This is a genomic window from Flavobacterium anhuiense (genome assembly GCF_050990855.1).
In the GTDB taxonomy this organism is placed as follows: Bacteria; Bacteroidota; Bacteroidia; order Flavobacteriales; family Flavobacteriaceae; genus Flavobacterium; species Flavobacterium anhuiense_C.
Genome location: NZ_CP158861.1, coordinates 2,922,503 through 2,941,583 on the forward strand (window position 1 = coordinate 2,922,503; position 19,081 = coordinate 2,941,583).

The 19,081-nt window shown below is 32.7% G+C and carries 21 protein-coding genes; 7 read left to right on the forward strand and 14 right to left on the reverse strand.

What is annotated here, in order from left to right:
* Positions 1-2 precede the first annotated feature (2 nt).
* The 4 genes from ABTV69_RS12965 to ABTV69_RS12980 all read right to left on the reverse strand — a co-directional run bounded on the left by ABTV69_RS12965 (position 3) and on the right by ABTV69_RS12980 (position 3,807).
* Positions 3-1,925, reverse strand: a complete 1,923-nt coding sequence (locus tag ABTV69_RS12965; RefSeq protein ID WP_433829373.1) for a DUF294 nucleotidyltransferase-like domain-containing protein — start codon at positions 1,923-1,925, stop codon at positions 3-5.
* 291 nt (positions 1,926-2,216) lie between these two features.
* On the reverse strand, positions 2,217-2,588 hold the full coding sequence (locus ABTV69_RS12970) for a DNA topoisomerase IV (RefSeq protein ID WP_433829375.1): 372 nt from the start codon (positions 2,586-2,588) through the stop codon (positions 2,217-2,219).
* A gap of 281 nt (positions 2,589-2,869) precedes the next feature.
* Complete coding sequence (locus tag ABTV69_RS12975; protein ID WP_433829376.1) at positions 2,870-3,445, reverse strand: DUF1572 family protein; 576 nt, start codon at positions 3,443-3,445, stop codon at positions 2,870-2,872.
* 17 nt (positions 3,446-3,462) lie between these two features.
* Positions 3,463-3,807, reverse strand: coding sequence for a winged helix-turn-helix transcriptional regulator (locus tag ABTV69_RS12980; RefSeq protein WP_433829378.1), 345 nt, complete (start codon positions 3,805-3,807; stop codon positions 3,463-3,465).
* A 124-nt stretch (positions 3,808-3,931) separates the two neighbouring features.
* On the opposite strand from ABTV69_RS12980, the gene ABTV69_RS12985 reads away from it, so the two are divergent.
* Complete coding sequence (locus tag ABTV69_RS12985) at positions 3,932-4,753, forward strand: DNA alkylation repair protein (protein WP_433829380.1); 822 nt, start codon at positions 3,932-3,934, stop codon at positions 4,751-4,753.
* Here the strand turns inward: ABTV69_RS12985 and ABTV69_RS12990 are convergent.
* The 5 genes from ABTV69_RS12990 to murQ form a co-directional block, all read right to left on the reverse strand.
* Complete coding sequence (locus ABTV69_RS12990; protein ID WP_250835504.1) at positions 4,740-5,312, reverse strand: pentapeptide repeat-containing protein; 573 nt, start codon at positions 5,310-5,312, stop codon at positions 4,740-4,742. The two genes, ABTV69_RS12985 and ABTV69_RS12990, sit on opposite strands and share 14 nt — an antisense overlap.
* Before the next feature lie 65 nt (positions 5,313-5,377).
* A complete protein-coding gene (locus ABTV69_RS12995) occupies positions 5,378-5,614 on the reverse strand; it encodes a type II toxin-antitoxin system RelE/ParE family toxin (protein WP_433829383.1) in 237 nt (78 codons plus the stop codon).
* A complete protein-coding gene (locus ABTV69_RS13000; RefSeq protein WP_433829385.1) occupies positions 5,599-5,829 on the reverse strand; it encodes a hypothetical protein in 231 nt (76 codons plus the stop codon). Before ABTV69_RS13000 ends, ABTV69_RS12995 begins: the two co-directional genes overlap by 16 nt.
* Positions 5,830-5,856: 27 nt before the next feature.
* Positions 5,857-6,078, reverse strand: a complete 222-nt coding sequence (locus tag ABTV69_RS13005) for a DUF6095 family protein (RefSeq protein WP_433829387.1) — start codon at positions 6,076-6,078, stop codon at positions 5,857-5,859.
* A gap of 194 nt (positions 6,079-6,272) precedes the next feature.
* Positions 6,273-7,085 carry an N-acetylmuramic acid 6-phosphate etherase gene (gene murQ / locus ABTV69_RS13010; RefSeq protein ID WP_433829389.1) on the reverse strand — a complete coding sequence of 271 codons (813 nt, stop codon included), beginning with the start codon at positions 7,083-7,085 and terminating at the stop codon, positions 6,273-6,275.
* A gap of 561 nt (positions 7,086-7,646) precedes the next feature.
* On the opposite strand from murQ, the gene ABTV69_RS13015 reads away from it, so the two are divergent.
* Complete coding sequence (locus ABTV69_RS13015) at positions 7,647-8,387, forward strand: helix-turn-helix domain-containing protein (RefSeq protein WP_433829391.1); 741 nt, start codon at positions 7,647-7,649, stop codon at positions 8,385-8,387.
* 156 nt (positions 8,388-8,543) lie between these two features.
* Positions 8,544-10,922, forward strand: coding sequence for a TonB-dependent receptor domain-containing protein (locus tag ABTV69_RS13020; protein WP_433829393.1), 2,379 nt, complete (start codon positions 8,544-8,546; stop codon positions 10,920-10,922).
* 100 nt (positions 10,923-11,022) lie between these two features.
* Here ABTV69_RS13020 and ABTV69_RS13025 read toward each other — a convergent pair whose 3' ends face one another.
* Complete coding sequence (locus tag ABTV69_RS13025; protein ID WP_433829395.1) at positions 11,023-11,691, reverse strand: ZIP family metal transporter; 669 nt, start codon at positions 11,689-11,691, stop codon at positions 11,023-11,025.
* A gap of 93 nt (positions 11,692-11,784) precedes the next feature.
* Entirely contained in the window at positions 11,785-12,549 is a 765-nt protein-coding gene (locus ABTV69_RS13030) for a class I SAM-dependent methyltransferase (RefSeq protein WP_433829397.1), read from the reverse strand.
* Between the two features lie 137 nt (positions 12,550-12,686).
* Here ABTV69_RS13030 and ABTV69_RS13035 point away from each other — a divergent pair, with 137 nt between their 5' ends.
* The 3 genes from ABTV69_RS13035 (at position 12,687) to ABTV69_RS13045 (ending at position 14,953) form a co-directional block, all read left to right on the forward strand.
* The gene (locus ABTV69_RS13035) at positions 12,687-13,844 is read left to right on the forward strand and encodes a THUMP domain-containing class I SAM-dependent RNA methyltransferase (RefSeq protein WP_433829399.1); all 1,158 of its coding nucleotides are present in this window, start codon (positions 12,687-12,689) and stop codon (positions 13,842-13,844) included.
* 167 nt (positions 13,845-14,011) lie between these two features.
* Positions 14,012-14,248: a hypothetical protein gene (locus tag ABTV69_RS13040; protein WP_433829401.1), complete on the forward strand. Its 237-nt coding sequence runs from the start codon at positions 14,012-14,014 to the stop codon at positions 14,246-14,248.
* Positions 14,249-14,260: 12 nt separating this feature from the next.
* Positions 14,261-14,953: an aspartate/glutamate racemase family protein gene (locus ABTV69_RS13045; RefSeq protein ID WP_433829403.1), complete on the forward strand. Its 693-nt coding sequence runs from the start codon at positions 14,261-14,263 to the stop codon at positions 14,951-14,953.
* 143 nt (positions 14,954-15,096) lie between these two features.
* Here ABTV69_RS13045 and ABTV69_RS13050 read toward each other — a convergent pair whose 3' ends face one another.
* From ABTV69_RS13050 to rlmD, 3 genes are read right to left on the reverse strand one after another with little or no spacing between them, the layout of a single operon-like run.
* Positions 15,097-15,939: a DUF6048 family protein gene (locus ABTV69_RS13050; RefSeq protein WP_433829405.1), complete on the reverse strand. Its 843-nt coding sequence runs from the start codon at positions 15,937-15,939 to the stop codon at positions 15,097-15,099.
* The gene (locus ABTV69_RS13055; RefSeq protein WP_433829407.1) at positions 15,911-16,447 is read right to left on the reverse strand and encodes a DUF6452 family protein; all 537 of its coding nucleotides are present in this window, start codon (positions 16,445-16,447) and stop codon (positions 15,911-15,913) included. Before ABTV69_RS13055 ends, ABTV69_RS13050 begins: the two co-directional genes overlap by 29 nt.
* A 7-nt stretch (positions 16,448-16,454) precedes the next feature.
* Complete coding sequence (gene rlmD / locus ABTV69_RS13060; protein ID WP_433829409.1) at positions 16,455-17,867, reverse strand: 23S rRNA (uracil(1939)-C(5))-methyltransferase RlmD; 1,413 nt, start codon at positions 17,865-17,867, stop codon at positions 16,455-16,457.
* A gap of 152 nt (positions 17,868-18,019) precedes the next feature.
* Here rlmD and ABTV69_RS13065 point away from each other — a divergent pair, with 152 nt between their 5' ends.
* A complete protein-coding gene (locus tag ABTV69_RS13065) occupies positions 18,020-19,069 on the forward strand; it encodes a sensor histidine kinase (protein ID WP_433829411.1) in 1,050 nt (349 codons plus the stop codon).
* Positions 19,070-19,081: the final 12 nt, after the last annotated feature.

A 19,081-nucleotide genomic window follows, 5' to 3' on the forward strand; every position in this document is an offset into this window, starting at 1 on the left:
TATTATACCAGATTTGAGATATTAAAGCGTACTGAAATGAGTTCTTGAAGTTCCTTAATGGTTTTAAAAGTACGTTTCAGCTTAATTTTTTCCATTTTCGTTAAAGATTCTAGCTCGATAAACTGACCCGAATCATGGTGTAAAAGACCTTGCTTGGTTCTGAATTTTAGTAAAGCTTTAAATGAATAAGAGCAGGACAAATACAATTCTCTATTATTAGGTTCAAGTTGCGCTAATTTTTCAAAACGTTCTGCTGTATTACTTATTCCTTTAACCGAATGGGATAAAATTAAAACACGCGCGGCATCTGTTAGAGGCATTAAAGCTCTTCGTTTAATATCAAAATTATCTTTGTTAGCACCATCTTGTTCAACCAAAAATTGTCTAAAGAAGCCTGTAGGAGAGGGACTTTGCAGAGCGCCGCTCACCAAGTGCATATAAAAAATCGGATTAGCTTTTAAATCCTCAAAAATATAGTCGGACAACTGATTGGCTACTTCGGTATCTCCATAAGTTAGACTGTAATCAAAGAAAATAAACGACAATAAGACCTCATTTTTCCCTGGATTTGTAATCCAATGATGAACGTGGCTTTTCCATTCGTCCAAACTCATACACCATTTTGGATTCGAAGCCATCATTTCGGCAGGGCAATAATCGTAGCCAATTTCAAAAAGGCCTTTATTGACAAGACCAGCAAATTTGTGAAAATACACTTTGGTTTCATCTCTAAAGACTTCGTTCACATTTTCGTAAATAATTGCATTATCTTGATCGGTATGCAACATTTGTTCGCCACGACCTTGGCTTCCAAGTGCCAGCCAAGCAAATTTTACAGGCGGCGGACTGCTCATTTTTTCCAAACAAATCTCGATTACACGATTGGTACACGCTTCGTTAAGTTCGGTGATGATTTTCGTAATCAAAGTCATCGGAATATTTTGATCCAAATAACCTTGTAGCAATTGCATGATTCGATTGCGAATTGGCTTTATTTCCTTAATTTTTTTAGTTCGTTTTAAAGCTTTTATTAAAACCGCTGGATTGTTTCCAAGTGCTACCATTACATCATGTTTGGACAAAATTCCAACCGCTTTGGTATTTACCGTTCCGTCTTTCGTTAAACACAAATGACTGATGTTACTTTTCATCATGGCCATTTGGGCTTCGGTAACTGTCATTTTTTTAGGATAGGTAATAACAGGTTTTGTCATTATCGTTTCCGCAGTTGTTTCGATAGGAAAATCTCCCGTTACGATTTTATTACGAAGATCTTTGTCAGTCAAAATACCAATCGGAAGCATTTCATCTACAATCAAAATTGCACCGACTTTCTTCTTGTTCATTATTTTGGCAACCTCTTTTACCGTAGTTGACGGACTGCAGGTCACAATTTTCTTCGAATATTTTATTGGCGCTAAATCAAAAGAATGATTGCTCGAATACAGATTTTCGTTCAACTGATCATCATGGCCGTACAATTTATCTTTATGAATATCTGAGTACGGATTTCGAGTATTCGACGCATAACTTTCAATCAAGAAATTACCAACATTTCTATTCTCCAACGCGTAAGGTTTAAAAACCGCAATCGGAATAGCGTACAAAATACTTTCTTCGTGAGCCACCGCTTCCATGATATAATTTTCTTGCGCCAATAACGGACGCAATCCAAAAATATCACCTTCATCACACATATCTAAAACCGTATTTTTAGTACTTTTTTTAAGAGCAACAGCACCTTTATGTACCACATAAAAAGAATCGTGCGTTTTATCGTTTTCAGCAAAAATGACTGAATCTTTTTCTTTATAAATAATAGAAATCTGTTCAGAAAGCTTTTCTAAGTCTTTCTGATGAAGAAAATTAAACGGCGGATAATTCTTTAAAAAATCAGCAACTCTCTGCGAAATGGTATTTTTCATTGGGTTAGATTAGATTTTTAAAAATACTATTTAAAATAGAAATGTAAAAGAAACACCTTTAAGTTTTTTTTGTATTGAGGTTCAAAGGGGCAAAGTAACAAAGTGACAGAGGTTTATCATTGATTACTTGATTGGTTTGTCATTTCGAGGAACGAGAAATCGCACTAGAAATTCCGCAAAGCATTTAGCCAATCTTTGTAGATTCTCAAGTGCGATTTCTCGTTCCTCGAAATGACAAAAATGAGAATAAAAAAAGCTCCTAAAGGGAGCTTTATATCTTTTAATCAGAATTTAATCAACTTTATAAACGGTACCGCGTTGTTTCTCTTCAGAACCAACCAAACCAAATTCAAAAGTATAAGAATCTTTAGTAGTTGTTAAAATCTTCATGCTGATGGCTTTTTCTTCGGCCATATTTTTAGGATGTTTCTTCTGCAAAACATATTCGCAGTCACTTACCCAGCGAATTGTTGCTGTATCTGTTTTTCCTTCGTAGGTTTCAATTTCGATATCGTCTTTACGCTCAAAATAAGTTGTTTTTTTCTCGCCGTTTACTTCGGTTTCAAATTTGAATTTTCCAGTTTTAAAATCCTTGCAATTGTGTTCTGCATTATAGCAAGAGGCTAAAACCAAAATAGGGAATAAGAATAGTATTTTTTTCATTTTAAATAAGTAGTTTTTTAAGAAGCTAATCCTGCTGTCCGCTGGATCTTTTGTGGTGAACCCCACCACAAAAGGATGCCGCTTCCATCAGGGCTAGGGCGTTGGTTTTCAGAAGAACCTTTTCTAATTAAAGAATAAAAAGAAAATTACTAGAGTTAGAAAAGTTAGAAAAAGTAAATTTCGTTTTTTATTTTTAGGACTCTGCTCTTCGGTTAAATTTGTTTTGCAGAATTTAATCAAGATCCACCAGCATGTTCCTCCAAAATTTGCATAATATTCTATCATTTCAATCTTTTTAATTCGTCGTCTGTAAAGTTCTTGATTTCTTTTTCCTTGGCAAACTTTTCGGCGTTATAATTTCCCGATTTGTTTTTCGGAATCGATAAACTATTCCATTCGCTGTTTTTCAGCTGTTTGGCATAAAAAACAATCTGCCCAACATGATACGGATAGTGTGCCAATTGACGATTTATAGCTTCTATAACGGTATGACCTTCATTTCTGATATAAATAATATCCGAAAGCTGATCTGGTTTTAAACTCTCAAGAGCATTTTCTAAGCAATTCCAGCCTTTATTCCAGAGCTCCAAAACTACTCCTTTAGATTGCAAATCATTTTCAAATTCAGCATCTCGGTTACGCCATTCTTTTTCTCCGTCTGTAGTTAAGAAATCAGTCCAACGTGAAAGCATATTGCCTGAAATGTGTTTTACAATTGTGGCAATGCTGTTTGTGTCTTCATTTACAGAAGTAAAAAGCTGATCTGGTTCAAGCTGATCCATGGCTTTTTCGCCAAGCATTTTATAATACAAAAACTGCTTTTTAACACTTTCTAAATAAGATTCATCTGTTTTCATGAAATGACTTTTTAAGATTAAAGTTCAATTTTATTTTCGGAAATCAATATTTTTCCCCAATCGTTTAATTTCCATAGAATTTCTACTAATTGCTTTCCAGTTTCGGTTAGAGTATATTCCACTCGAGGAGGAAGTTCGTTAAAGGATTCTTTTATCAATATTCCATCTGCAACCATTTCGTTTAGTTGCTGGTTCAGAACACGACGGTCTACTTTTGCAATTCCTCTCAAAAATTCGCTTGGTCTTTTTTTTCCATCATTAATTTGCCATACAATCGGAATTTTCCATTTTCCGCTTATTGTATTGACGGCAATTTCTAACGGGCAAGTTTTATTTTCGGTAGTTCTTTCTTTTGTTTGCATAAAATTGACTTTAATATCCCTATGGGATAAAAATATGCGGTATTGCTGGGTTGAAACCACTTTACGATCTTTACAAAAATAATCAAAATTTTAAGCGAAAGTAGCATTTAGCAAATTGAAAACGATGAAAGAGATAAAACGAAAAGGGGCAAGATCAACAAAAGATATTCCAATCTCTATTTTAGAACAGCTTAATAAAGGAGAAATTGAAACTGCAAATTTGGTAGAATGGCTTGCAGTAAGTCAAACTAAGCTTTTGGAAAATGTGTTGAAAGAGTCTGATCGAATGGAATATTTGGAACCTATTTTAACAGATATTGGAAATTTGAAAAAGCAAACTGTCAATACGGTAAATGAAGCGATTGGGACGGGAATATTAGCAGAATCAATTCTTAATAATGATTCGGATATACTTTCCATAATTTCGAGACATAAATCAGATGTGGTGAGATGCTGGTCTGCTTATACAATTGGGAAAAATCAAGAATTTAAGATTGAAGAAATTTTACAGCAAATTCAGTTTCTGTCAGCCGATAAGCATTTTGGCGTTAGAGAAATTTCATGGTTGGCAATTCGTTCTAATATCATAAATAATTTAGAAGAAAGCCTTGAAATACTATTGAAATGGACTTTGAGTAAAGATGAAAATATAAGACGTTTTGCAACTGAAGCGACACGCCCCCGTGGCGTTTGGTGCGAACATATCGAAAAACTCAAACAAGAACCAGAATTAGGTTTGAAGATTTTAGAGAATCTTAGATCAGATTCTTCTAAATATGTTCAAGATAGTGTAGGGAATTGGCTGAACGATGCCAGTAAAACGCGACCAGATTTTGTGAAAAAGATATGTGAAAAGTGGAAACTGGAAAATCCAGAAAAAGAAACTTTATATATTATAAAAAAAGCACTTCGAACAATAGAAAAAGAATCAATTAAACGATTTTAATGTCGTATTTATCTAATAATCCAACAATTCCCTCTGTAGAAAACTGCGCTTTTTTCATCGGATTAAATTCAGGATCAATTTTGTAATTGTACGCCGTTTTGAAATTGACCGACGCCAATTGCGTTTCATTAAAAATTGCCCCGTCAAGATCGCAATTATCAAAAACAGAACTCGTTAAATTGGTTCCGATGAAAGTTACTTCGCGAACAGAAGAATTGATGAATTTGGTTTTGGGCATTTTTTTATTCGAAAACAAAGCATAATCCAAAACGCATTCGTCAAAATAAACTTGAAATAGAAAATCATCACATTCATTAAAAGCAATTCCTAAAAGTTTGCAATTTTTAAAAGTGACGTTTTTTAAGCTTGTTCCAGCCAAACTTGTCATGGAAAGATTGCAGTCAATAAATTCGCAATCCAGAAAAGTATTAGAATTGAAATTGCTGTTGGAGAAATCACAGTTTTTAAAAACGCAATCTTCAAACTCGCGATTGTTTATTTTTTTGTCGATATAAACAACTTTCTCAAATGTTTTCTGAATGTGAATTAAAGCTTCCATGAATGTTTTTTGGGTTTTTGAGCATTGTGGCGCACTCGAAGAATATAGATAACTTCTTCTGTTACTTAATAGGAGATTCCATAATCATAAACAGAATAAACTCTAAATGTGCCATCATTATTGGCTTTTTGTTTATCGAGTTTATAGATTTCAGGGTTCGTTTTTAAAATCTCGGTACTGTCGAAAATTGTATTAACAACTTTGTCGGCAATTTTAAGAGATTTGCTTTCAAAGAAAATGTAAAAATGAATGTCTTCTAATTGGTCTAAAGCATTTTTTGACCAGATTATTTTCTTCCCCATTTTTTTGCTATTTCTTTCGCTTCATCTTCAGTATAGAAATTGCCTTTTTTAATATTTTCTAAAGCATTTTCGATATCTAAATTATAAGCGGAATCCGAATCAATAGCGGTATTATTGATAGATTGTAAAAGATGTTTTAACTTTTCTACAAAAGAAGGGTCTTTTACTTTATCAATTTCTTGATGAATCCAATTAATTTCTGCTTGTATATCCATGACAAAGAATTTTAGTAAAGATACAAATTAGTCATTAAATATACCTCTCACTATAGTTCTCAAGCCTAAAAAACTAAGCAACATAGAACTAAGGCAAGCTATAATTCCAATTGCTAGAACGAGATAATGCCAGTTGTTGCCTTGATTCTGAAAGGCATTATATATCAATGTAGGCCCAAGGAACATTAAAGGCAGAGCGCCTGTTAAATATTTAATTCCTTTTCCTAATAATTGTCTGTTTGTTGCCATTAGTTTGTTTCAAGTTTCAGGTTTCTTTTTGTTTCAAGTTGTTTGACTTGTATTTAAACGCAAAGGTCGCAAAGTTTTTTTACATTATAAACTTTAAATAAAGCAGAAAGTTCGCAAAGCTTTGTTAAAAAAAACTTACGAACCTTGCATAAATCTTAGCGTGCACTGCGGTTAAATAACCAGAGAAAACCTTATTACTTTTTATAATTGTCAACAGCATTTCTCACGCTGCCGTATTTTTTTAATAATTCAGAAGCTTCGTCATACGAAACCGCAATCTCATCCATAATCATTTTTACACCGCGATCCACCAGTTTTACATTGCTTAACTGCATATCGACCATTTTATTGCCTCTTACTCTTCCAAGCTGAATCATGGCAGCGGTCGAAATCATATTTAAAACTAGTTTCTGTGCAGTTCCAGCTTTCATTCTTGAGCTTCCTGTTACAAACTCTGGTCCAACAACTACTTCAATTGGAAATTGAGCGGTCAAGGCCAACGGACTTCCAGCATTACAAGTAATGCAACCTGTAATAATATTGTTTTGGTTGCAAGTTTCTAATCCGCCGATGACATACGGAGTTGTTCCCGAAGCAGCAATCCCGATTACAACGTCATTAGAATCGATTTTATGGTTTTGAAGGTCAATCCAAGCTTGTGTTGGATTATCTTCAGCATTTTCTACTGCGCGTCTAATAGCGGTGTCGCCACCTGCGATAATACCATTTACTAAATCAAACGGAACGCCAAATGTTGGCGGACATTCTGAAGCATCAACAACACCAAGTCGTCCAGAAGTTCCAGCTCCAATATAAAACAATCTGCCGCCAAGCTTTAATTTTGCTACTATTTGCGGGATCAAAGCTTCGATTTGTGGTAAAGCTTTTTCTACTGCATAAGGCACAGTTTTATCTTCTTGGTTTATATTAGATAACAATTCATGAACAGACATCTTCTCTAAATGTTCGTATTTTGAGGCTTGTTCAGTGGTTTTCGTAAATGTCATTTTATCGTTATTTAGACTCGTCAAAATTAATATATTTTATATCAATCTTGCAAAGTCTCAGAGATTTAAAATCAATTTTTTTCTTCTATTTTTTCTGTATAGAGACGGTTATAATTAGGCTTTGTTACAAAAGCGAAAATATTATATTTGTTTATTATAAAAAGATAAATGGATAAATTAGTTTTATTAGAGGGAATTGCTCGAATTTCAGTGTTTGTTTCTTTGTTAATGGCTTTTTTTCTGTTAACAGTTAAAACCAAAAATAAACTGGCAAATCGCTTATTTGCTTTCTTTTTTATTTTTTCAGCGATCGATCTCAGCGGATTTTTTATGTATTTGTATACAGAAGATCATCGAAATCTGGAAATTTTCAGATCAACATTCTGTTTGTTGGGAATGCCATCGTTTTACCTTTATGTATTAGCTGTATGTTATTCTGACTTTCGATTACAGTGGAAACATTTGGCTCATATGATTCCTTTTATAATTGTCAATTTAGTTTTTATACCACGAATATATTCAAGTATTAGTAAAGGAAGTTTTATTGGACCCTTAAATTCAATGTCTGAAATATATTTTATTCAGATTTTAATCGAATTTCAATATGTTTTCTATATCGTAAGTGTATTTTTAATTCTGAAAAAGTATAAGGAAATCTATCTGGAAAATTACGCGAATCCAAGTATCTCGGCCTATAAATTTCTTTTTCAAATGACTTGTGTATTTCTAATTGCACATTCTATTGTAGCCCTAAAAAATGTATTGCGATACATTGGTTTTAGAGAAGTTTTTCTTTGGGCAAATGTATTGGTCGGAACTATAGCATTATTTATCACGTGTTGGTTTATAATGAAAGCTTTAAAATATCCTGAACTTTTTAGAGGAGTAAATTCTAAATTAGTATTAACTAAAGATATACTTCCAGAAATGGAAGAAAAACCAGAAGCTGTCACTCAAAAAAATGATTTAATCGATACTCAAATAGCAACTCTAAGACAATATATGGTTGAGAAAGAACCATTTTTAGATCCGTCATTAACAATACAAGAATTGAGTAATCAAATTAGTATTCCGGTTCGGAATTTATCGATTTTGATTAATCATCATATTGATCAGCATTTTTTTGATTTTGTGAATGAGTATCGCATTCAAAAAGCGATGCATATTTTAAAAGATCAATCGAAAAGTGAGCTTACTGTTCTAGAAATATTGTACGAAGTTGGTTTTAATTCGAAATCTTCCTTTAATACTTCATTTAAAAAATATACCAATTTAACGCCAACAGCTTACAGAAATAGTTGAAAATAAAGGTTTTGTAAAAAGTCGAACGCCTCACGTTATAAAGTCGAACCAATTTCTATTTGAGAAATTGGTTCGACTTTTTTTTGTCGGTCGCGTAGGGAAGTTTTCTAAGGCAACTTTGCTTCAAATTAATCGAACAAGTTAAAACTAGAAATCATGAAAAAATTAAATCTCCTAATCTTATTACTATTGCCTTTATTTTGTTTAGCGCAATCAACATTAAAAGGGAAAGTAACTAGCGAAACTAAATCTTTAGAATGGGCAGAAATTTCAATAGTAAATAAGGAAGGAAAAATTATTGACGGAACTACAACTAAGGAAGATGGTGCTTTTGAAATCAATCTAAAAAATGATTCATACAAAATTGAAATCACTTTTTTGGGTTTTACTGATTATCAAAAAGAAATTTCGTTAGAAAAAAATACCGATTTAGGAACCATTATTCTCAAAGAAAACGAAACCAAATTAGTTGAAGTTGTCGTTCAGTCTAAAAAGAAAACCATCGAGCAGAAAACAGATCGTTTAGTTTATAATCTAGAAAATAATGTTACAACTACTGGTGGTGATGCATTAAGCGCGATTAATACGGCGCCTGGAGTTGTGGTGAAAAATGATATGATTACTATTTTAGGAAAAGGAACTTCGCGCGTCATGATCGATGGACGTTTGATTGAATTGACCGGCGAAGAACTGAATAATTTCTTGAAATCAATTTCGGCAGCAGATATTAAAAATATCGAAGTGATAAGTAATCCGCCAGCAAAATACGAAGCCGATGGAACAGGAGGACTTATTAATATTATTATGAAAAAAGGAGTTCGTGATTCGTGGAAAAATTCGACAACAGTTTCTTACGATCAGAACAAATACGGAATTTACACTTTGAGAGATAATTTCTTCTACAGTAAAAATAAGTTCAGATTCTCAGCAAGTGTAAATGGTAAAACAGGTTATAAAAACGCTACAGAGAATTTAGATATGTATTTTCCTGACGGACTTTCAACAATGAAAGCTGATACAAAAGTTAAAAACGAGAATTTTTCAGGAAAACTAGCTTTAGATTATGATTTATCAGAGCGAACAACGATTGGTTTTCAGTTTATGAACGACAGAAATAATCCTGATTTTGGATCTGATATTAGAATTGAAAAATACAATATGCAAAACGAATTGCAGCAAGTAACATTAAATAATAGTTTTACAGATAAAGGCTCTAAAAATCAGACTTATAATGCACATTTCATTAGCAAATTAGATCCACTAAATCGAAAATTGTCTTTTGATGTGGATTACTTCAATTACAATTCAAAATTCGACAGAGATTTTATTGCAGACAATTATAATCCGGATATGGAATTCATCGATATCAACCAGTCAGGAAGAAATATTTCGAATCAAGATATTGATAATTGGAGTTTTAAGGCAGATATGGAACACCCGTTTCAGACTTTCAATTTGTCTTACGGAGTAAAAATGAGTTTTACAAATAGTTTAAGTGATGTAGTTTTTTACAATACGATTACTGGAACTCCAGAATTAGATCCTAGTCAGTCAAATCGATTTAAATACACTGAAAATAATCAGGCGGTTTATATTAATGGTGATAAAAAAATAAATGAAAAGTGGACTTTGCAAGCGGGATTAAGATTAGAAAACACACAAACAAACGGATTTTCTGAAACTATGAATCAAGAAAATATAAATGATTATTTGAAGTTATTTCCAACATTTTATGCTTCATGCAAGAAAAATGACAACAATACTTTTAGTCTAAATTATGGAAAGAGAATTAACAGACCCCGTTTTGATTTGTTGAATCCGTTTAGAGTTTATATTAATAGCAACAGTTATTCTGAAGGAAATCCGTTTTTGAAACCTTCGTTTAGTGATAATTTTGAATTGGCGCATTCGTATAAAGAGGTTTTAAGAACAAGCATTTTTGTAAATGCAATCACAAACGGATATGGGGTTGTTTTTACCTCAAACCCAGAAACCAATACGCAGATTATAACGCGCGAAAATTATTTTAAAGGTTTGAATTATGGTTTAGGAGAAAGTTATTCTGCAAGTTTTGCAGATTGGTGGCAAAGTGAAAATACGCTGTACTTTTTAGGTTCTGAAACGAAATTTATAAAAGATATAAATGCAACGCCATCAAACAGTCTGCAGATTGATTTTACAACGAATAATACGTTTATTTTAGGAAAAAACACAAAACTTCAGATTGATTTTAATTACAGTACGCCTTTTAAAAGTGGCTTATATGAAATAGGATATACTTCTAGTTTTGATATTGGATTCAAGCAAGATTTGTTGAATAAAACGCTTCAAATTGCTTTTTTAGCGAATGATATTTTTAATACTTCTTATTTAAAAGATTTTACTTCGGTTGTAAATGGCGTGAAGCAGGTTTATAGTCAAAATGAAAGTAATCGTTTTGTGCGTTTGTCTGTGATTTACAATTTTGGAAACAAAAAGATTAACTTGAAGGAACGCAATTTTGGAAATCAAGAGGAGAGAAAGCGTGTTAATTAGATAATTAGATAATGTGTCAATTAGAAAATTTTCTCATTCTCTAATTGACTCATTTTCTAATTGGCACATTCTCTAATTGACACATTCTCTAATTGACACATTATAAAAAGAATGCTAATAGAATTCCGAGAACAATCATAGAAACCTTAGCAACATTAAACTTATGCCCTTCGCTGCTTTCAAAAATGATTGTTGAAGAGATGTGGAATAAAATTCCGATTACGATTGCTGTTATTTCGGTATAATATTTACTTAAAAAAGGCAAATATTCTGAAGCTATTGTTCCAAGCGGTGTCATGATGGCAAAAGTCAGCATGAAGGCAAAAATGGCTTTTTTGTCTAAATCGGCATTGATAAAAAATGTCGTTAAGATAACTGCAATTGGCAAATGGTGGATGGCAATTCCGACTGCTAAACCGTGATGATGACTTACCGGAAAACCTTCTAAAAAGGCATGGATACAAAGGCTGATGAACAAAAGCCACGGAATCTGAGACATTTTTGCATGTCCGTGAACGTGTCCGTGTTCAGCACCTTTTGAGAAAAATTCGAGTACAATCTGAAATAAAATCCCGACCATAATAAAGATTCCGATATTATGATTGTGAGATTCATAAACATCAGGAAGAAGATGCATTACGGTTAATGACAATAAAAAAGAACCGCTAAATGCCAGTAGTAACTTTAAATTATTTTTGTTTTCTGGTTTTATAAATAAAGCCAAGCTATATCCTAAAAGCACAGAAAATAAGGGTAGTAGATAATTCATCTTTTTGTTTAATCGTTTTTTGTTTAATCGTTTAATCGGTTTTTCCGTTAGTCTGTTTAGCGATTAAACAAATTAACGGTTTAACGATTAAACCTATTTAAAAATCATGATTAATCTTTCGCTTTCGGTTTTATGGAATTTTTTGAGTTTGTAGTCACCAAAAATGTCCAGAAGGAAAATTCCAGCTTCGTCCATTAAATCCTGAAAGTCTTTCAAAGTTAGTGCTTTTACTTTTTCGGTAAAATGATATTTTCTGCCTTGATCTTCAAAATCGATCTCTTTAAAAATATGTCCGTCTTCAACATATCTTTTGATGTGAAAATCAATTTCATCGACTGTTTTTACTTCCTCTGGAACAAGATTTTCTATAACGTTTGGTACGTTCATAAAATCGATTACAGCAAAACCGTATTCAGATAAGCTTTCTTTAATGGCTTGTAAAGTCGTTAGGTTGTCATCATCGCGTTCGAAGTACCCAAAACTGGTAAAAAGATTGAAGATAGCATCAAACTTTTCCTCAAAAGGCTCACGCATATCGTGGACCTTAAAATGAAGTGTTTCGTTGCTGTTCTTGCTGGCTTCTGCAATACTGTTTTCAGACAAATCTGCCCCTAAAACATCATAGCCTAATTGATTTAAATAAATAGAATGACGGCCTTTTCCGCACGCTAAATCCAATACTTTTGCTTTTTCTGGCAAGTTAAGATAATGCGTTAAATTGTCCATAAAAATCTGAGCTTCACGATAATTACGATCCTTGTAAAGAATGTGATAATATGGCGTGTCAAACCATGAAGAATACCAGTTTTGATTGTCGTCTTCTTGATTTTGGATTGGTGCGTTATGTTTTTCAGACATTTATTCTATTTCAATTAATTCAAAAGTCCGGCAAATTTAGTGTATTTTTGCCGAAAAATAACTATTTCGCTTCGATACGTATTTATAGCAGTATAATAAAATGTTATGGCGATTGGCTTTTTTTAATTGAAAAAGAAATGGAAGAAAATTTTAAAATGATTGCCAAATGTTTTTTTGGCTTTGAAGAAATATTAGAAAACGAATTACGTACACTTGGCGCTCAAGATGTTGAAAAAGGGGTGAGAATGGTGAGCTTTAAAGGAGATAAAGGTTTTATGTACAAAGCCAATTTATCTTTGCGTACGGCGCTTAAAGTTTTAAAACCTATTTATTCTTTTAGAGCTAACAATGAGCAGGCTTTGTATAAAGGTATTTCGGGTTTAAACTGGTCTAAATATTTAAATGCAAATCAGACTTTTGTGATTGATACAACGGTGCATTCTACTTATTTTAATCATTCTGAATTTGTTTCTCAGAAATGTAAAGATGCGATTGTGGATCAGTTTAGAGAAAGAACAGGGCAGCGTCCAAGTATTGATAAACAGCATCCAGATTTACGTATTAATATTCATATCGATAGAGATCAGGTTTCTGTTGCTTTAGATACTTCTGGGGCTTCGCTTCATCAGCGCGGATATAGAACGGCTACTAATATTGCGCCAATTAATGAGGTTTTGGCAGCTGGAATTCTTTTGTTATCGGGTTGGGACGGACAAAGCCATTTTCTAGATCCAATGTGTGGTTCTGGAACTTTCTTGGCAGAAGCGGCTATGATTGCTTGTAATATTCCAGCAAATATTAATAGAAGAGAATTTGCTTTTGAAAAATGGAAAGATTGGGATAACGATCTTTTTGATAAAATTGTGGATAGTTTAATGAAAAAAACTAGAGAGTTTCATTACACAATTAAAGGTTTTGATAAAGCGCCAAGTGCAGTTAGTAAAGCCAAAGACAATATCAGAAATGCTAATCTTGATGATTACATAACCATTACTGAAGGCAACTTTTTTGATACCGAAAAAGAAGTAGAAGGAAAATTGCATATGGTTTTCAATCCGCCTTATGATGAGCGTTTAGATATTCACATGGAACGTTTCTATGCTAATATTGGTGATACTTTAAAGAAAAATTATCCAGGAACAAACGCTTGGTTTATTACAGCCAATCTAGAAGCTTTAAAATTCGTCGGATTAAAACCTTCAAGAAAAATCAAACTTTTCAACGGAAGCCTTGAAGCACGTTTGGTAAAATACGAAATGTACGAAGGAAGTAAGAGAACGAAATTTCAGGTTTAAGATTTTAAGATACTAAGTTGCTAAGATGCTAAGGTTCTAAGTTTTTAATTTAGAACGTAAAAAAAGCTTTTAGTGACTCAAAAAATAATATTAAGATTTGTGTTTTAAGCGGCTAAGAAAAAACTTAGCATTTTAGAACCTTAGAATCTTAGCAACTCAAAAAAAAAATGTCAAAACTACAAGTAAAAGCTTTTTTATATCAATTAGCCGCCTTCGCAATTCTTTTCCTAATATTTAGATATTTGATTGCAGCTTATACAGGATTAACTGGAATTTGGATTCCGATGACTGCGTTTGTAATTGGAACTATTATTGGACCAAAATTTCAGGCGGTAAGAACCAAAGACGGTGAGAAACTTTTTATGAAATGGCTTTTTATAAAAGGAATCAAAGAAATTCAATAATATAAAAACTATATGAGGAAAATTGGACTTATTGGGGGAATCAGCTGGGTTTCTACATCAGATTATTATACTTTAATTAATAAAGGAATCAATAAAAAACTCGGCGGACTCAATTTCTCTGAGTGTTTAATTTACTCTTTTAATTATGCTGATATTAAAAAAAATAACGATGCCAACGATTGGGATTCGACTTTTAATATGCTTTTAAAAGCAACAGAAATTTTAAAATCGGGCGGGGCAGAAGCGATTCTTTTATGCGCCAATACGATGCATTTAATTGCAGATAGATTACAGGAAGCCATTGATATTCCTCTTATTCATATTGCAGAAGAAACAGCAATTCAAATTCAGAACAAAGAAATAAAAAAAGTGGGGTTGTTAGGAACAAAGTTCACAATGGAATTGGATTTTTTTAAAGGCAAACTTGCAGCAAAAGGAATTGAGACTATAATTCCAGAAAGCGAAGAAGTGAAAGATTTTATTCATTACACTATTTTCGAAGAATTAGGAAGAGGAATTGCAACTGAAGAAACGAAAAAGCGTTATCTAGAAATTTCAAATGATCTAATTAAAAACGGAGCGGAGGGAATTATTTTAGGATGCACCGAGATTCCGCTAGTAATAAAAGAAGGAGATTTAAGTGTTCCTATTTTTGATACGACTTTAATACATACACAAGCGGCAATTAATTTCCAGTTGGCTTAAAAAAGGTGCTGAGATTCTAAGATGCTAAGTTTCTGAGTTTTTTCTCAGTCTCGTAAAAATAAAAAAAGTCTCAAATTCAAGAATTGAATTTGAGACTTTTTTTAAACTTAGTAACTTAGTATCTTAGCGTCTTAAAAAAAAATCTATTTTTTCTTCTTAGGCTCTTCTTTTTTTGCTGTTTCAGACGCCATTGTCTTTTTCTTGTAAATAGGAATAAAGTAAGAAACTGTGTAATTGAAACCAATTCCAAAACTTCCGTCGTAAGTTCTGTTGAAACCTGGAATGTAAAGATTTTCAAAATTGCTTGGTTCTTTATTTGAAGCCAGAAGTTTAAGCTGAACACCAAATCCAAGAAATACGTTTTTTACTACTTGCGCTTTCAATCCTAAAGCAACTTCAATCCAAGTAGCTGTAAGCCCGCTGTATTTTTGATCTGTTGCAATTGGAGGCAATTCTCCCCAATACGGATTTGGATTATAGATTTTATAGCTATGCAATTCTTGGGCAAAACTACTAAACCCGCCGCGTAGTCCTATAGAAATAATGTTTTCCATGTCAAGCCAGTTCTGATAGAAATTATAATCAAAACCTGCTTTTATATACGTTCCATTAGCAGAGGAAGTTAAACGGTCGTCTTCTGTAGTTTTGTCTTCGTAGCCTAATTCTGCTGCTAAATAATATTTTTTTGTTAATCGCCAATCTCCAACAAATTCTATTCCTTTATAATTTTTGTCATAAAGTCCGCGAGTAAGCTTGTATAAATCAACACCAACACGAAGTCCGTAGCGATCTGTTTTGACAATGCTATCTTTTGGAGCTTGCGCTTCCTGAATTTCAGGTTTAGCTGTTTTTACAGTTTCTGTTTTTGGCTTTTTAGGCGGTATTGTATCCAAATTTTTAGAAATCTCTGGCACATCCTGAGCATAACCTAAAAACATTGAAAACAATAATGAAAGACTAGAAAAAAACTTTAATGTGTGTTTCATCTTCAGATTCAATGTTATAGTTTTCTATATTAATATCAGCCATCCAAGGAGTATCTCCGTCTGGATCTGTTTGTACAAGTGGGAGAGGATTTCTTAACTGAAAAATGGTTTTAAAACCACAAGCTCTCGAAACATATATGTTTTGGGGAGTATAGTTAAATTTAAGAACATCAGTATTTATCGATGTAGTATTTAGCGAATTGTTGATAAACTTGAAAGTACATGTACTGTCATTTACCTTTAGCGGAATTGAAACTGTACTACCGCTGGTTACATATCTCAACGAATCGTCTTCTGCAAGACTTTCATTAAAAACAATTCCCTCTGTCATTTCATCGCCAATAACTTTTAAGTTACTCACATTTTTTGTTTTTGTCGGATTAGAAACATCATAAAATGTAATAACCAATCTTGGTGTAGTTGGCGTATTAGCATCACAGATATCATCTTTCTCGCAGCTGGATAAGCCAAAAGTAAAGAGTAGTAAAAGAGAGATTAGTTTTTTCATGTATTTTTTATCGAAGTTCTAAAAGTACAACATTTTCAACATGATGTGTCTGCGGAAACATATCTACAGGACGCACACGTGTTACTTTGTATTTTTCATCCATTAAAGCCAAATCACGTGCCTGAGTGGCAGAGTTACAGCTTACATAGACCACTCTTTTTGGTGCAATTTTTAAAATTTGCTCTACGACATCTTTATGCATTCCGTCGCGAGGCGGATCTGTAATTATAACGTCTGGTTTTCCATGCTGTGCAATAAAAGCTTCATTAAATACTACTTTCATGTCACCAACAAAAAACTCGCAATTTGTAATATTATTGCGTTCTGCATTGGCTTTTGCATCAATAATAGCTTCAGGAACACTTTCTACACCAATTACTTTTTTTGCTTTTTTAGAAACGAATTGAGCAATGGTACCTGTTCCTGTATACAAATCATAAACGACTTCATTTCCTGTAAGTCCAGCAAAATCTCTCGTTATTTTATACAATTCATAAGCTTGATCAGAATTGGTTTGGTAGAAAGATTTTGCATTAATGCTAAATTTCAATCCTTCCATTTCTTCTAAAATGTAGTTTCTTCCTTTATAAAGAATTACGTCTTGATCGTAAATCGTATCATTTTGTTTTCCGTTTACCACATATTGTAAAGAAGTAATTTCTGGGAACTTCTCATACAAATGATCCAAAATTAATTCTCTATTTTCTTTGTCCTCTTCAAAAAACTGAATTAAAACCATGATTTCTCCCGTAGAAACCGTACGAATCATTACAGTTCTTAATAATCCAGAATGTTCTCTTGGATTGAAAAAAGCTAAATTATGTTCGTTTGCAAAAGCTCTAATTTCGTTACGAATCGCATTTGAAGGATCTTCTTGTAAATGACATTTATTGATGTCAAGAATTTTATCCCACATTTTCGGAATATGAAAACCTAAAGCATTTCTATTTCCTAAATCTTCATTGCTTCCAATTTCTTTTTCTGTTAACCAACGGCTATTCGAAAAAGAAAATTCCATTTTATTTCTATAGAAAAACTGTTTCTCAGAACCTAAAATAGCTTCAAATTCTGGAAGTTCAATTTTTCCTATTCTCTGTAAGTGGTTTTTAACTTCATTTTGTTTAAATGCAAGCTGTTGGCTGTATTTCATATTTTGCCATTTACAGCCACCGCATACTCCAAAATGTTCGCAGATTGGTTCTACTCGATATTCAGATAATTCATGAAATTTTACAGCTTTACCTTCGTAATATGCTTTTCTTTTTTTTAATGTCTGTACGTCTACAACATCTCCAGGTACCACATTCGGAATAAAGATTACTTTTCCGTCAGGTGCTTTGGCTACCGAAACTCCTTTTGCACCAGCATCAAGAACTTGAATTTGATGAAAGACAACTTTGTCTGTATTTTTTCTTCCCATAGCGCAAAAATAAGTCTTTGAAAACTTCTACAAATTTAATTTTAGAAAAAATTTAGAAATTCTTCAAAATATTAGTTTAATTGGGTATAAAAGTTAATTTTGTTTTTGTAATAAACCCAATAAAATTACATATTAATCTACTATATCTTCTTATGAAGTTGTATCATAAACTCTCGCAAATTAGCCTTCTTAAAAAGAGTTACGCTCTAAAATTTTTATTTGTTGCTTTTATTGGTATTCATATTCCTTTAATTGGAATTTTGTTTTTCGTTTTGTTTTTTGAGCATAAAGTATCATCAGAATCGATTCTTATTTTTTCTTTAATAATGACATTGCTGGCAACAGCAGTAACACTTTTGGTCTTAAACAGATTGATAAAGCCAATTGCAATAGCATCAAAAGCTTTAGATGAATATAGAGCATCTAGAAAAATTGCTGCTTTGCCAACAGAATATACAGACGAAGCAGGATTGCTTTTGCGCAACATACAGGAATCTATTAATGAAGCAGAAAGTTTTATAAACGAAAAACAGGATTTAGTTTATATGCTTTCGCATGATTTAAAGAATTTTGCTGGAAATCCTCAAGGTTTAGCTAAATTGATTATAAGCGAAAATCCATCAGAATCGGTTCAGGATCTAGCCGCGTTAATTTGTGAATCGACGGATCTTCAATTTCGATATATCGAAAATTTTATCAAATTATTAAAAGAACAAGATCATGTTACGAAAGTAAATCAAGAAGTTAAGATGATTTCGTTTTCTGCTATTGTTCCTTTTATTAACGAACAAGTCGAACAACGTTTGTTGGATAAAAATATAAAAATGGATTTGGTTTTGGAAACTACAGAAGCTAAACTGAAAATAGATGAAGGGCTTTTAGTTCAAGTTTTAGTCAATCTAATTAGCAACGCAATTAAATTCTCGTATTTTGACAGTGAAATTAAAGTGAGAATCTTTTCTGAAGCTTCAAAATTGATTGTTACTGTAAAAGATTACGGAATTGGCTTTGACAGAAATCAGATCGAAGAATTATTTAAAAAGTTTACCAAAATGAGCCGATTGGGAACGGCAAACGAAGGCTCTACAGGAATTGGGCTGTATTTGTGTAAAAAGATAATTGAAAGAAACAAAGGGCGATTAACTGCCTCGAGCCAAGGAAAAAATCATGGTGCCGAATTTAGAATTGAATTCGATATTTAAAAATAAGTCTAC